11 protein-coding genes and 1 pseudogene are annotated in these 13,682 nt (G+C 65.8%); 3 read left to right on the forward strand and 9 right to left on the reverse strand.

Annotation, left to right across the window (positions count from 1 at the left end; translation table 11 throughout):
* Window positions 1–129: 129 nt before the first annotated feature.
* Window positions 130–900, reverse strand: coding sequence for a TerC family protein (locus NMG10_RS04350; RefSeq protein WP_186712185.1), 771 nt, complete (start codon window positions 898–900; stop codon window positions 130–132).
* A 72-nt stretch (window positions 901–972) separates the two neighbouring features.
* On the reverse strand, window positions 973–2,280 hold the full coding sequence (locus tag NMG10_RS04355) for a CitMHS family transporter (RefSeq protein WP_203649083.1): 1,308 nt from the start codon (window positions 2,278–2,280) through the stop codon (window positions 973–975).
* A gap of 267 nt (window positions 2,281–2,547) precedes the next feature.
* On the opposite strand from NMG10_RS04355, the pseudogene NMG10_RS04360 reads away from it, so the two are divergent.
* Window positions 2,548–2,948: pseudogene (locus NMG10_RS04360) on the forward strand (GFA family protein).
* A gap of 134 nt (window positions 2,949–3,082) precedes the next feature.
* Here the strand turns inward: NMG10_RS04360 and NMG10_RS04365 are convergent.
* The 6 genes from NMG10_RS04365 to NMG10_RS04390 form a co-directional block, all read right to left on the reverse strand.
* Window positions 3,083–5,041 carry a DUF4105 domain-containing protein gene (locus NMG10_RS04365; protein WP_254463873.1) on the reverse strand — a complete coding sequence of 653 codons (1,959 nt, stop codon included), beginning with the start codon at window positions 5,039–5,041 and terminating at the stop codon, window positions 3,083–3,085.
* The gene (locus NMG10_RS04370; protein ID WP_011531558.1) at window positions 5,038–5,358 is read right to left on the reverse strand and encodes a DUF2388 domain-containing protein; all 321 of its coding nucleotides are present in this window, start codon (window positions 5,356–5,358) and stop codon (window positions 5,038–5,040) included. The genes NMG10_RS04365 and NMG10_RS04370 overlap by 4 nt, the downstream gene beginning before the upstream one ends.
* Window positions 5,359–5,394: 36 nt before the next feature.
* Window positions 5,395–5,688 (reverse strand): DUF2388 domain-containing protein, encoded by a 294-nt coding sequence (locus NMG10_RS04375; RefSeq protein WP_203649077.1) that lies wholly within the window; start codon window positions 5,686–5,688, stop codon window positions 5,395–5,397.
* Between the two features lie 84 nt (window positions 5,689–5,772).
* Complete coding sequence (locus NMG10_RS04380) at window positions 5,773–6,090, reverse strand: DUF2388 domain-containing protein (RefSeq protein WP_203649074.1); 318 nt, start codon at window positions 6,088–6,090, stop codon at window positions 5,773–5,775.
* Between the two features lie 296 nt (window positions 6,091–6,386).
* On the reverse strand, window positions 6,387–6,599 hold the full coding sequence (locus tag NMG10_RS04385) for a DUF1127 domain-containing protein (RefSeq protein ID WP_110735977.1): 213 nt from the start codon (window positions 6,597–6,599) through the stop codon (window positions 6,387–6,389).
* Window positions 6,600–7,214: 615 nt separating this feature from the next.
* The gene (locus NMG10_RS04390) at window positions 7,215–8,603 is read right to left on the reverse strand and encodes a NorM family multidrug efflux MATE transporter (protein WP_232855485.1); all 1,389 of its coding nucleotides are present in this window, start codon (window positions 8,601–8,603) and stop codon (window positions 7,215–7,217) included.
* A 157-nt stretch (window positions 8,604–8,760) separates the two neighbouring features.
* On the opposite strand from NMG10_RS04390, the gene NMG10_RS04395 reads away from it, so the two are divergent.
* A complete protein-coding gene (locus NMG10_RS04395; RefSeq protein ID WP_232855486.1) occupies window positions 8,761–9,690 on the forward strand; it encodes a LysR substrate-binding domain-containing protein in 930 nt (309 codons plus the stop codon).
* A 280-nt stretch (window positions 9,691–9,970) separates the two neighbouring features.
* Window positions 9,971–11,959 (forward strand): methyl-accepting chemotaxis protein, encoded by a 1,989-nt coding sequence (locus NMG10_RS04400; protein WP_232855487.1) that lies wholly within the window; start codon window positions 9,971–9,973, stop codon window positions 11,957–11,959.
* A gap of 124 nt (window positions 11,960–12,083) precedes the next feature.
* On the opposite strand, the gene NMG10_RS04405 is transcribed toward NMG10_RS04400, so the two are convergent.
* A complete protein-coding gene (locus NMG10_RS04405; protein ID WP_254463874.1) occupies window positions 12,084–13,469 on the reverse strand; it encodes a VOC family protein in 1,386 nt (461 codons plus the stop codon).
* Window positions 13,470–13,682: the final 213 nt, after the last annotated feature.

Genomic DNA, 13,682 nt, shown 5'->3' on the forward strand with positions numbered 1-13,682 from the left:
GATCTTGGCATCATGCAAGATTGTCGGGACCGCTCTGCGGTCCTTTCGCGACACAAGGCCGCTCCTACAGGGGGCGTGGATGCGAAAAAGGGCCCCGAAGGGCCCTTTGTCTTTCTGCGCTTCCAGGTCTTACTGACCCGGAATGTCCTTGCGCAGTTTCACCGGATCGTGCTCCTTGCCCTTCTTGCGCGCCAGCGCCGTGCGCATGCGGATGTTGATCGCTTCAACCGCCAGCGAGAAGGCCATGGCGAAGTAGACGTAGCCCTTCGGCACGTGAACATCGAAAGATTCGGCGATCAGCACGGTACCGACGACGATCAGGAACGAAAGCGCGAGCATCTTCAGCGATGGGTGCTTGTCGATGAAGTCGCTGATGGTGCCGGCGCAGAGCATCATCACCAGCACCGCGACGATGATCGCGGCGATCATCACCGGTACGTGGGAGACCATGCCCACGGCAGTGATCACCGAGTCCAGGGAGAACACGATGTCGATGATGGCGATCTGGATGATGGTGTAGAAGAACTTGCCGCCCGCGCCTTTCGGCTCGTCCGCGCTCTCGTCCTCGCCTTCCAGGCCGTGGTAGATCTCCTGGGAGCTTTTCCACAGCAGGAACAGGCCACCGAAGAACAGGATCAGGTCGCGCCCGGAGATACCCTGGCCGAGCACATGGAACAGGTCGTCGGTCAGGCGCATGACCCAGGTGATCGACAGCAGCAGCATGATCCGTGTGACCATGGCCAGGGCCAGGCCGAAGATCCGCGTGCGCGGCTGCATGTGCTTGGGCATGCGGCTGACCAGGATCGAGATCATGATGATGTTGTCGATCCCGAGCACGATCTCAAGGGCCGTGAGGGTTAAAAAGGCAACCCAGATTTCCGGGCTGGTCAGCCATTCCATGTGTATTCCTTCGAGCAGTAAAGGCAAAGCGCCCAAATGGTGGGCGCTTTGCGGTTGGATGATGCGCTTGTGTTACAGACTGCTGAACAGCGGGAAAGTCCCCAGGGCCAGCGCGCCGAACATTATGCACAGGCACACCAGCACTGCCCACTTGAGGGTGAAGCGCTGGTGATCGCCGAACTCGATGCCGGCCAGGGCCACCAGCAGGTAGGTCGAGGGTACCAGCGGGCTGAGCAGGTGTACCGGCTGTCCGACGATCGACGCGCGGGCCATTTCCACCGGGGTGACGCCGTAGTGGCTGGCGAACTCCGACAGCACCGGCAGCACGCCGTAGTAGAAGGCGTCGTTGGACATGAAAAAGGTGAATGGCATGCTGACGATCGCGGTAATCACCGCCATGTACGGGCCGAACGCCTCCGGGATCACCGCCAGCAGGCTCTTGGACATGGCGTCGACCATGCCGGTGCCCGACAGGATGCCGGTGAAGATGCCCGCGGCGAAGATCAACCCGCTCACGGCCAGCACGCTGGAGGCGTGGGCGGCGATACGGTCCTTCTGCTGCTGCAGGCACGGGTAGTTGACGATCATGGCGATACTGAAGGCGATCATGAACAGCACCGGCAGCGGCAGCAGGCCGGCAATCAGCGCGACCATCAGTGCCGCGGTCAGGGCGCCGTTGAACCAGATCAGTTTCGGGCGTCGGGCCTCCGGGAACTGCGACACGCTGATTTCGCTGTGGTCGATGTCGTCGGTCGGCAGGTGCAGCTCGCCCAGGCGGGCACGCTCGCGCTTGCCGTACCAGTAGGCGATGGCCAGGATCGCCGCCACGCCGAAGGCCATGGCCGGGATCATCGGCACGAAGATGTCCGACGGGTCCACGTGCAGGGCGCTGGCGGCGCGGGCGGTAGGGCCGCCCCACGGGGTCATGTTCATCACCCCGCCGGCGAGGATGATCAGGCCGGCCATGATTCGCGGGCTCATCCCCAGACGGCTGTATAGCGGCAGCATGGCGGCGCAGCAGATCATGTAGGTGGTGGCGCCGTCACCGTCGAGGGACACCACCAGGGCCAGCACCGCGGTGCCGACCGAGACTTTCAGCGGGTCGCCCTTGACCAGCTTGAGGATCTTGCGCACGGCCGGGTCGAACAGGCCGGAGTCGATCATCAGGGCGAAGTAGAGAATGGCGAACATCAGCATCACGCCGGTGGGCGCGAGCTTGCTGATGCCTTCGAGCATCATCGGGCCAATCTTGGCGGAAAACCCACCGAACAGGGCGAACAGGATCGGTACCAGGATCAGCGCGATCAAGGCCGACAGGCGCTTGGTCATGATCAGGTACATGAAGGTGATGACCATGGCGAAGCCGAGGAAGGTCAGCATGGCGGTACTCCAGGCGTGGCGCGGCGAAAGGAAGGACGATTCGGGCGGATCAGCGCGTCAGGCGCTGCGCGGGGAGCAGGCGGAGGGGTACTGCGAAAAGGCGGGCACAGGAAAACATCAGAATCACCATTGTTGTTGTTGATTGGGCCGGGCGCGGAAGTTTCCGGGTGCCCTGGCTGACCGGTCTGCTGCCGGTGGTGGCGCTATCCTATGTGGGCAAGCTTTCAGCCAGCTTTCGCCTGCAGTCAGGCGACGGGAGGTCGTTCGATGGTGGATGTCGTGGACGGCGGGTGTCATTGCGGGGCGTTGCGCTACCGGCTGCAGGCCGATCTGGCGATGTCGCCCATTGCCATTGCTCGATCTGCCGGCGAGTCAGCGGCGGCACGCTGGTGACCTGGGTCACCCTGCCCCTCGCGGGTTTCCAGTGGCTGGCGGGCTCGCCCCAGCGCTACATGGCGCCGCAGAGCTGCAGCCGGTATTTCTGTGGCAACTGTGGGGCGCATGTGGCGCTGGTGACCGCGCATAGCCCTGAAACGATCGATGTGACGGTGGCGACGCTGGATCATCCCGAGCGGGTGCCGGCCAATCGGCATATCTGGGTGGGGAGTCGGCTGCCGTGGTTGCAGGTGGATCAAGGGTTGCCGGAGGAGGACGAGGAAAGGCTCTAGGCCTTTATCGCGGGGCAAGCCCGCTCCCACGAAGAAACCATGAGCCATCGCCGGGAAGGCCCTCTCCCACAAAGGCCATCATGAATTGTCGTGGGAGCGGGCTTGCCCCGCGATGGCGGCTGACTTGCCATGCGCTAGGGCAGCTGCAACCCCCCAGCCGCCTTGTGCAACGCCCGCAGATGCTCGCCCACCTGCTTGATATTGGCCTCCACGGCCTTGATCTCCCTGCCCCGCTCCGGCCCCAGCAGCGCCCTCACCTGCTGGTCCAGGTCGGTGCTCAGGCGCAACAGCTGCGCCTGGCGCTCGCTGCTCACCTGTTCCAGTTGCTTGCGCTCCGCGGGCTGCGGCAGGCCGTAGCCCCCTGCCCCCAGCAACTCCGCCGGGCGACTTAAGAAGCCGCTGTTGGCCAGCATCGCCTGCAAGGTTTCGTTGGCCTTGTCGAAGCTGCCGTCCTTGAGCGCCCGGCCGTTCAGGTAACGCTGCTTGACCTCGTCCTGGGCCAGCAGCAGCTGGCGGCGCAGGCCGGCCTGCTCAAGCAGTAGCAAGGCCGCGCTGGTACGCAGGTCGGCGCGGTCGAACCATTGGCGGCGCTGCTCGGCGTCCAACGCCAGCCAGTCTTCCACGCTCGTCTGCTTGATCGGCAACTGCTTGCGCAGCACCTCGAACATCGCCTGGTAGCGGTCGCGATAAGAGTCGAAGCGATAACCCAGGCGCAGGGCCTCGCGGGGGTCGTCGAGCACGTGGGTATCGGCCAGTCCCCTACCCTTCAGCACCTCCAGCAAGCCGTTGGGCATGATGCTGTCGAGGTCGTTCAGGCGCGGGTTGCCGGTACCGCTGCGCAGCAGCTTGAGCGACTCCACCGCGCAGTTGTTGGACAGGAAGTAGTAGTTGCCGTCGTAGCTCCAGTGCATCTCGGCGGCCTGGCGCACCAGGTTCTCGATCTCGCCGCGGCTGAGCTTGAGCGGCACCGAGGCCAGGCTGCGCAGCTCGGTCTTGGTGTATTCGTCGATCACCTGCCCCAGCGGCAGCACGAACAGCCGCGAGGGATAGGCGCCGGTCAGGCCGTCCCAGCTGGACAGCTGCACGTCGTTGACGAAGGCGCGGTACGACAGCACCAGGCTCTGGTCCAGATCCAGGCGGCAGGCCGGCCCGCGCGGGCGACCCGGGGCGCAGATCACCAGGCGCAGCATGCTGTGGCCCCAGCGGCTGACCCAGTTCTGGTTGGCTTCGGCCAGCAGGTAGTCCACCTCGTAGACCCGTTCCGGGTCGATCTCGCCCAATGGCTGGCGGGCGAAGTCGTTGCCAGCGTTGAGGAATGGCAGGCCCCTGGCGCAGGTGTCCTGTTGTGGCGCCCAGCCGAAGTGGTCGCGCAGGTACTGGTTCAGCGCCGGGCGGCGACAGCCGTAGCTCGGGTCGAGGAGGAAGTACTCCATGTTGACCGCGATGAACTCCTTCGGGCTGCTCAGCTCGTAGGGATCCGGGCTGCGCACCAGCTGGCCGTTGTGCTGTTCGCGCTCGCCGCGCCGGCCGACGTACTGCGGCCAGCCGGCCAGGTCCAGCAGGCGCGGGTCGTCGCTCAGGGTAAAGCGGCGTTCGGCCTGGCCACGGCAGTCCTGCGGCAGCCCGACTTTGCCCAGGGCGCCCTGCTGGCGCTTGCAGCGGCTGATCAGCTGGCGCTCGGCGTCTGGCCACAGACGCGCGCGGTCATAGATATGGGTGAGTTCGTGGAGCACGGTGGCCAGCAGCTCTTCGCGGACCGTGCCGTGGGGACGGTTGGTCTTCTCGCGGGCGGCGCTGCCGTCGACCAGGCCCGGCAGCAGGCGCCGGTTGAGGTCCAGGCTGGCCACCGGGGAGGCCTGGCCGTAGGCGTCCTCGGGCATGCGCTCGGTCCAGCCGACCAGGATCTGCCGGTCCAGTTGTTGCTTGAAGCGCGGTGGCAGCTTGGCCATGGCTTCGTCGAGCAACGTCTGGGTCGCCTGCTGTTGCGCAGGGTCGAGGCCGTCGCGCTGCAGCACCAGCTGCAGGTCGGCCAGGGCGGGCGTGCCGAGCAGCGTCAGGGCGCAGCCCAGCAGCCAGGCACGCACGCGTTTCACAGGGCGAGGATGGCTTCGGCCAGCACCTGGTCGCTGGCGTCACGGGCCTCGGGAACACGGGCACGCAGGGTGTCGAAGGCGGCTTCGAGCTGGGCGCCGCGGATGTCGCCGTTGCTGGCGACGAAGCTGGCGGCGTCGTCGTGGGCTTCACGCACCACTTTCGAGTCGCGGATCGAGGTGGTGGTATCGGAGGTGAAATCGATCGAACGGCCGAAGGCGCGGACGATGATGTTGCTGGTGGCCACCAGGGTGTGGGCCTGGGCCAGGTCGGCGAGCAGCAGCATGCCGAGGGTGGCGGCGATCAGCGGTTTACGCATGGAGCATCTCCGGAAATACAGGGGAGTCGAATGTAGTTATTGGACGAGAATCGCTTCGGCCAGTTCACGGTCGCCGACAGAGTGCCGGGCGACGTTCTGGTGCAGCATGTCCAGCGCCGCCTGCAGGCGCGCGCCACGGATCCGGCCGTCGCTGGCGACGAACGCGGCGGCGTCGTCACGGGCGGCGGCGACCAGCTTGCGGTCGAACGGCGCGGCGCTGACCTGGCTGGTGACGTAGCCGCTGATGACCAGGCTCTGGGTAGTGGTATCCATGGCTTGGGCGCTGCTGATGCAGGCCAGGGCGAACAGTGAAGGCAACAGGTAACGCATGGGCGGTCTGGCGGCGATGGTCTCGGGCTGCGAAGGCTACCCCGGATCCACTGGCCGGGCCAGTGAATCCGGGCAGTGCGGGGCTCAGATGGCGAGGATGGCGCGGGCCAGCTGCGCGTCGCTGGCCTGCAGCTCCGGCAGTTGCTGGCGAATGTGCACGAACGCGCTCTCCAGCTTGGCGCCGCGGATGGCACCGTCGCTGCCGACGAAGCTGGCGGCATCGTCACGGGCGGCCTTGACGATCTTGTCGTCGCGGAACGAGGAGGAGATGTCGGAGGTGGCGTCGGTGGAGGCGGCTACCGCGCCCACCACGGCGTCGGTGGTGACGACGAAGCTGGTGGCATTGGCTGCGCCGGCGAGCGACAGCAGCAAGGCGGCGCCAAACAGGTGATAACGGGACATGGTCGGGGACTCCTGCACTGGGTCTGGATAGTTCTGCTTATCGGACGCTCGCTTGGCTCGTCACGGTACTTTTCTCTGCCAGGCGTGTAGGACAAGCGTAACACGCGCTGGTTCGGGCGTTTGGTTCGAGAAAAGATCACAAATCGTAACTGTACCTGTCCATTTGTCATTTATTAAAACTGTGTTGTTCTGTTGTGCGGCCGCTCTAGCCCGGGCTTAAAACAAAAAAACCGTCGCAGTTTCCTGCAACGGGTTCTTGTGAATTCGCGGTGCCGGCCTGGGCCGGCGGCCGGCGCTTAGCGCCAGAAAGGCTTGCTCAGCTCTTCGTAGCGCTGCGACTCGCTGATGCCGGCGTCGGCCAACAGGCGGGAGTCCAGGCGCGCCAGCTGGCGGCGGCTGGCCATGCGGCGCTGCCACAGTACCAGGGTGGACAGGACGCGCAGCGGCAGGGCGGCGTTGGAAGCTTGGGCGTTTTCGAAAACCAGACCGGAACTGAGGGTACGTTCCATGATGTGTCATCCTTCCGCTTGTGGCGGCATTAGGGAGTGATTTAACTGGTGCCCATCTTCCTCTTCTCTCGTCCAGAACAGTAGGTACAGTTCAGGTGTATTGTGAGGGGGCAGTTAACTGTTGGAAGGGACTGTTGCACTGGTTATTGAGGGAACTGTACTGGTGCGCACTGGTTTGGTGCGATTTTGTGGTGTTGGTGGGGAAATGGTAGGCAGGGAGTGATGTTTTTGGCGGTACAGTAGTACAGTTTTAGATATGTTTTGGCTTGAAAGTGTTCGACGACAGAGTTGCAGCGCCTATGAAATCGAGCGCCGCCCGCGCGGCGCATCGCGGCACAAGGCCGCTCCTACATCTGTTTCGGGCCAGTCAATCCTGTGCCATTACCTGGTCCGCCTTGTTTTTACGACGCAATTTCAATGTGGACACCACTGCCGCTTCACCTGCCTCAAGACATGCACCAAGGCGGGCAACCATGGCCTGACAGGTTAGGCACGTTGCAATAAATGTAGGAGCGGGCTTGTCCCGCGATGCGCCGCGCGGGCGGCGCTCGGTCTCAAGGGCGCTGCAAGACCATCGCCAGGCACCTGTCCGCCATTACGCGATCCCCAAACCCCTCACGCCGACACCGCCGCCCCCCGCGCCCGCTCGGCCTTGCCCAGCAACCGCTTCATCCGCCACTCAAAGCCAAACGTCAGCGCCACCGCCGCGCAGGCCAGGCCCAGTGCCAGCCCCCACCAGATACCCTGCGCGCCGCCGCCGAGGTTGAAAGCAAACAGCCACGCGCTCGGCGCGCCCACCAGCCAGTAGCACACCAGGCCGATCAGGAACGTGGTCTTGGCGTCCTTCAAGCCACGGATAGAACCCATGGCGATGGTCTGCACGCCGTCGAACAGCTCGAACCACGCCGCCACCATCACCAACTGTACCGCCAGCATGAAGATCGCCGCGAAGGCCGGGTCGTTACGGTCGATGAACAGCCCGACCAGGGCGTCCGGCAGCAACCAGAACAGTGCGGCGAAGGCGAACATCAGCGAGGCGCCGAAACTGATCCCCACGCGCCCGGCGCTGCGCGCCGCCAACAGGTTGCCGGCACCATAGTAGAGACCGACGCGCATGGTCACCGCATAAGAAAGGCCGGTCGGTACCATGAACGCGGTCGAGACGATCTGCAGGGCGATCTGGTGCGCCGCCAGTTCCGTGCTGCCCAGCACGCCCATGCACAGGGCGGCGAAGGCGAACAGGCCCACTTCGACCATATAGGTGCCGCCGATCGGCAGCCCCAGTCGCCACAACTCGCGCAGCGCCGGCAGGGAAGGGCGCGACAGGCCCTTGCGCAGCGGGTAGGCGGCATAGGCCTTGTGCCAGCGAATATAAAGCGCGAGGGCGATGGCCATGCCCAGGGTCACCACCGCGGTGACCAGGCCGATACCCATCAGCCCGAGCTTGGGCAGGCCGAACATGCCCTCGATCAGCGCATGGTTGAGCAGGTAGTTGGCCACCGTGCCCACCAGGCTGATGACCATCACCGGGGTCGAGTGGCCCAGGGCGCTGGTGAAGCCGCGCAGGGCCATGAAGGTCATGTAGCCGGGGAGGGCGAGCGGCAGCAGGGTGAGCAGCTGCATCGCAGAATCGACGTTCTCCGGCTTCTGGCCGAACAGCAGCAGCACCGGCTTGAGGTTCCACATCACCAGCGCCGAGACCAGCGCCAGGCCCCAGGCCAGCCACAGGCCGCTCTGGGCCAAACGGGTGACGCCCTCGGTGTCGTTGGCGCCCTTGCGGATCGCCACCAGCGTGCCGACCGCGGCGATCACGCCCAGGCAGAAGATCGACACGAACGAGTAGCTCGCCGCGCCCAGGCCGCCACCGGCCAGGGCCTGGGGACTGATGCGGGCCATCATCAGGGTGTCGGTGAGCACCATCAGCATGTGCGCCAACTGCGAGGCGATCAGCGGCCCGGCCAGGCGCAGCAAAGCCTTGAGTTCAGTGGTGGGCGCAACATGCATGGGGGCGGTCCTTCTGGATGATTCGGGGAAGCGAGCCGTCGATTCTGAGGCCTCGGTCAGCTTTGCACAAAAGGATAAATGCGATCACTGACATGAGTATGACTCATGCATGTATGATCCTGTGCATCCGACCTACGCCCCGCCTGACAGGTGCGCCATGACCCGCCAACTGCCTCCGCTCTATGCGCTGCGCGCATTCGAAGCCGCCGCCCGGCTGAGCTCTTTTACCCGTGCCGGGGAAGAACTGTCGATCACCCAGAGCGCGGTCAGCCGGCATATCCGCACCCTCGAGGAGCATTTCGCCTGCCGCCTGTTCGTGCGCAGCGGGCGCAGCCTGCAACTGACCGAGGCCGCACGCATGCTGCTGCCGGGAGTGCGCGACGGCTTCGCCTCGTTGGAGCGGGCCTGCGACGCCTTGCGCGGCGAGGACGACATCCTGCGCATGAAGGCGCCCTCGACCCTGACCATGCGCTGGCTGCTGGCGCGCCTGAGCCGTTTTCGCCACCTGCAGCCGGGCAACGAGGTGCAGCTGACCAGCGCCTGGATGGATGTCGATCATGTCGACTTCAACCAGGAGCCATTCGACTGCGCGGTGCTGCTCAGCGATGGCAGCTTCCCGGCGGACTGGGAGGTGCGCCGGTTGTTCTCCGAGTTGCTGATCCCGGTGGGCGCGCCGGACCTGCTCGACGACGCGCCTTGGGACGAGCGGCGCCTGGCGGGCATCGAACTGCTGCACCCCACGCCGGACAAGCGCGACTGGCGTGCCTGGCTGGCGCGCATGGGGCTGACCGACAAAGTCTCGCTCAAGGGCGGGCAGGTGTTCGACACCCTGGAGTTGGGCATGATCGCCGCGGCACGGGGCTATGGGATCTCCATGGGCGACCTGCTGATGGTGGCCGAGGACGTGGCCCAGCGCCGGCTGAGCCTGCCCTGGCCGACCGCGGTGGCCAGTGGCATGGACTACTACCTGGTGTGGCCGCGGACCCGGCCGGGCGGGGAGCGGTTGCGCAGGTTGAGTGTATTCCTGCAGGAGGAGGCGGCGGCGATGGACCTGCCGGCGGTGCAGGTGCTGTCGGCGCAAGGCTGAGGACCATCGCGGGGCAAGCCCGCTCCCACGCTGATGATGCCTGCAACTCTGTTCCCCGGGCGACAGTGCAACCCAAAGCGCTGGGTAATCACCTAAGCAGAGCGACAGGGCCCTGTCGCAAGAAAACGTTTGCGAATATCCCGGTCCGGCACTCAAGTATTTCCTACAGACGCCGATCAACTTGCACCAGCGTCCCGGAAGAGGACGCGATTCCCCGTCGATATGCAGCGGGCGGTCAGCGTGATCAGGACGATCCCGGCCTCTTGCCAGGAGCCTTGCCATGTCTCAACCGCGTGCCCGAATCGCCTCGCAGCTCGGGATTGCCCTCGCCATCGTGCTGGCGCTGGTGATCACCGGCAGTACCCTGTTCGCCCTGCGTTCGCTGGACGACGCCAACCTCACCACCCGCCAGGCGCACCTGGCCAGCGAGGCGCGCCTGCTGGCCGACCAGCTCGACACCTTCCACGGCTCGCTCAAGGACAACACCCAGCGCCTGAGCGGCCTGTTCGAGCGCCGATTCGCCTCGGGGCTGGCGTTGCGCGCCGGTGAGACGGTCAACGTCGCCGGTGCCGCGACACCGGCGCTGTACCTGGGCGACCACCTGCTGAACAACGATTTCCGCCAGGTCGACGAGTTCCAGCAGATGACCGCCGGGGTGGCGACCCTGTTCGTGCGCAGCGGCGACGACTTCGTGCGCATCAGCACCAGCCTGACCAAGCAGGACGGCAGCCGCGCCATCGGCACCCAGCTCGATCGCCAGCATCCGGCCTACGCCAAGCTGATGGCCGGGCAGACCTACGTCGGCCGCGCCGTGCTGTTCGAGCGCAACTACATGACCCGCTATGTGCCGGTGCGTGACGGCGGTGGCAGGGTGATCGCGGTGCTGTTCGTCGGTTTCGACTACACCGACGCGCAGAACGCCCAGTTCGCCAACCTCAAGCGCTTCCGCATCGGCCAGACCGGTTCGCTGGCGTTGCTGGACGAGCAGGGCAAGTGGCTGGTGCCGCCGGCCGAGGTGCGTGATGGCGAGGCGGCGGCCCAGGCGGTCAAGGCGATCAAGCCGATCAAGCCGGGAGTAGGGCAGTTCTGGGCTGGTGCCGGCGAGCCGTTGTTCAGCGTCACCGAGCCGTTCGCCGAAGGCCCGTGGACCGTGGTGGCAAGCATGCCCGAGGGCGAGATCCGCGAAGTGACCTGGAGCGTCGGCCTGCGCCTGGCCATCGGCAGCGTGCTGGCGATGCTGCTGGCCGTGGCCGCCACCCTCTGGCTGCTGCGGCGCAAGCTGCGCCCGCTGGGCGACCTGGTGCGCCAGGCCGAAGCCCTCGGCGCCGGCGACCTGAATGCCCGGCTGAGCGTCACCAGCCAGGATGAAATCGGCCAGCTGGCCCGCAGTTTCAACCAGATGGGCGAGGCGCTGGCGACCATGGTCGAGCATATCCGCACCGCCTCAGACCAGGTCAGTGGCCGCGCCCGTTCGCTGTCGGGCCTGTCGTCCGGCGCCTGCGAGGGCATGGACCAGCAGTCCGGCGAGATCACCAGCATGGCCGGCGCGGTGGAAGAGTTCAGCGCCACCTCGATGAACATCGCCGACAACATGGCCGGCACCGAGCGCATGGCCCGCGACAATGCCCAGCAGACCCGTATCGGCCGCAGTGCCATGGACGAAGCCTCGGTTTCCCTGCGGCAGATCGCCGAGGCCTTGGGCGGAACCGCCAGTGTAATGGACACCCTGGGCGCCCGCTCGCAGGAGATCGGCGGGATTGTCGGGGTGATCACCTCGATCGCCGAGCAGACCAACCTGCTGGCGCTGAACGCTGCCATCGAGGCGGCGCGTGCCGGCGAGCAGGGCCGTGGATTCGCCGTGGTTGCCGACGAGGTCCGTGGCCTGGCCGCGCGTACCCGCCAGGCCACCGACGAGATCTCGGGCATGATCGCCAGCATCCAGCAGCAGACCGGCCATGCCATCAGCACCCTGGAGCAGGGCAACCAGCTGATGCAGGAAGGCCTGGCGCGCAATGACAAAGTGGCCGAGGCCCTGGCCCGGATCGACGAGCAGAGCAGGGTGGCGGGCGAGCAGTTCGCCGTGATCAGCACCGCGACCCAGGAGCAGAGCAGCACCGCGACGGTGCTCAGCCGCAACCTGCAGAGCATCGCCCAGGCCAACAGCGAGCAGCGCGATGTGGCCAATGAACTGGCCATGACGGCCCGCGAGCTGGAAGGGCTGGCGGGGCAGTTGCGCCAGGAAGTGGATCGGTTCCGTACCCACCGGTAGTGCACTGGGGCTGCCTTGCAGCCCGTTCGCGGCACAAGGCCGCTCCTACAGGCGAGCGCGTTCCCATGTAGGAGCGGCCTTGTGCCGCGAAAGGGCCGCGAAGCGGCCCCAGCAGTTTCAAACCCTACAGAGTCCCCAGACCCAACGCCTGCGCACACGCCTGCAACGACCTGCGCTCGCTCTGCGCATACAGCGCCAGCTCATCCTGCACCTGCAACCCCAGCGCCTGCTCGAAGGCTTCGCGGTTGGCGTTGCTGCCATAGTCGGCCTGCCCATCATCCCCCAGGTTGGACTGGAAGATCCCCGCCGCGCTCACCGGCAGGAAATCCTCGTACACCAGCGCCTCGAAATGCACGTGCCCGGCGTCGATCAACCCCTGCAGGGTGGTCGGGCGATCCTGTTGCCCACGCTCGGCCAGGCCTTTCTCGGTGGCGAAGTAGCGGAAGTACGCCAGCCCCTGCTCGCGCATCTGCCCCAGGTCATCCGGAAACTCGGCGAAGTGCTCCGCGAGCAGCGCCATATATCGCTCGGCATTGGCCTCCGCCGGCGCGCCGCCCAGGGCTGCGCGGGTCGCATCCAGAAGACGGTCGTACAGCTGGCGCCCCTTGGGCGTCAGCGCCGCGCCGCGCTGTTCGATCTCGCCGAAGCGCGCCGTGTGGCTGCCCTGGGCATCGCTGAAGGCGACCTTTTCCTGCAGGGCCTTGAAGCTGGTCTGGCGCAGCAGGATCGGCTGGCGCCGGGTGGGCGGCCCTTCGATCACGGCTTTGGGCGGGATGCCCTTGGCCGGCATGCCGAGCTGGATCGCGTCGATGTCCAGGGTGCGCGGGGTCAGGTGGTTGATATGCGGGCCTTTGAATGCCACTACGTCGGCAATCAGCCGGTGCTGGTCGTGCAACTGTTGGTACTGCTCGGCGCTGACCGTGGCGTCCTGGTGCCAGCGGAAGGTGTGCAGCGCCTCCTGGACGAAGGTCTCGGCATCGCTCGCGCCCAGGCCGCCGTCGCGTTCGCATTGGGCGATCAGTTCGAGTACGCGGGGGGTGAAGATCTGCCGTTTCTCCAGGATGCCCTGGGCCAGTGCGCGCAGTTGCGGGTTGTCGATCAGCTCCAGGCGCAGCAGCGAGGTGAACACGCGGAACGGGCTGATGTGCAGCGACTGTTCGTGCACGGCGCGAAATGCGGTGGAGTGCACCGGTACGCCAGCCGAGCTCAGGTCGTAGTAGCCGACCGGCTGCATGCCCATCACCGCGAACAGGCGTGCGATGGTGGCCAGTTCCTCGGCGGTGCCCACGCGGATGGCGCCGTGGCGCTCCTGGTCGAGGCGTTCGATCTCGCCGGTCCAGCGCAAGGCCTCGGCCACCTTGGGCTGTGCGGCCATGACCTGCTGGTTGGTCTCACTCACCAGCTCGAGCAGCGTGCCGTACAGGGGGACTTCCTGCTTGTACATGAGCGACATGGCGGCAGAGAACTGCGCGCGGATGCTGTCGGGGCTGACGAAATCATGGGCGGGCATCGCAAGCTTCCTGGGTGAGTGGAGGACACTTACATGAAAACTGGGAATGGAGCCGGCGTACAAGCGAAAAAAAGTGCGGGTTTCATTCCTTTTTTGATCGACCTTGAGGGCCATGGGGCTGCTTTGCAGCCCTTTCGCGGCACAAGGCCGCTCCTACAGGCGAGCGCGTTCCCATGTAGGAGCGGCCTTGTGCCGCGAAAGGGCCGCAAAGCG

Origin of the sequence: Pseudomonas sp. DVZ6 (assembly GCF_024259445.1) — a bacterium.
Taxonomy (GTDB): domain Bacteria; phylum Pseudomonadota; class Gammaproteobacteria; order Pseudomonadales; family Pseudomonadaceae; genus Aquipseudomonas; species Aquipseudomonas peradeniyensis.

What these genes read in the sequence shown, in the direction of transcription:
- NMG10_RS04380 (WP_203649074.1), bottom strand. Translation starts at nt 6,090, where the DNA reads ATGTCCCGTTATCACCTGTTTGGCGCCGCCTTGCTGCTGTCGCTCGCC.
- NMG10_RS04385 (WP_110735977.1), bottom strand. Translation starts at nt 6,599, where the DNA reads ATGGAACGTACCCTCAGTTCCGGTCTGGTTTTCGAAAACGCCCAAGCT.
- NMG10_RS04395 (WP_232855486.1), top strand. Translation starts at nt 8,761, where the DNA reads ATGACCCGCCAACTGCCTCCGCTCTATGCGCTGCGCGCATTCGAAGCC.
- NMG10_RS04405 (WP_254463874.1), bottom strand. Translation starts at nt 13,469, where the DNA reads ATGCCCGCCCATGATTTCGTCAGCCCCGACAGCATCCGCGCGCAGTTC.
- NMG10_RS04350 (WP_186712185.1), bottom strand. Translation starts at nt 900, where the DNA reads ATGGAATGGCTGACCAGCCCGGAAATCTGGGTTGCCTTTTTAACCCTC.
- NMG10_RS04390 (WP_232855485.1), bottom strand. Translation starts at nt 8,603, where the DNA reads ATGCATGTTGCGCCCACCACTGAACTCAAGGCTTTGCTGCGCCTGGCC.
- NMG10_RS04400 (WP_232855487.1), top strand. Translation starts at nt 9,971, where the DNA reads ATGTCTCAACCGCGTGCCCGAATCGCCTCGCAGCTCGGGATTGCCCTC.
- NMG10_RS04375 (WP_203649077.1), bottom strand. Translation starts at nt 5,688, where the DNA reads ATGCGTTACCTGTTGCCTTCACTGTTCGCCCTGGCCTGCATCAGCAGC.
- NMG10_RS04370 (WP_011531558.1), bottom strand. Translation starts at nt 5,358, where the DNA reads ATGCGTAAACCGCTGATCGCCGCCACCCTCGGCATGCTGCTGCTCGCC.
- NMG10_RS04355 (WP_203649083.1), bottom strand. Translation starts at nt 2,280, where the DNA reads ATGCTGACCTTCCTCGGCTTCGCCATGGTCATCACCTTCATGTACCTG.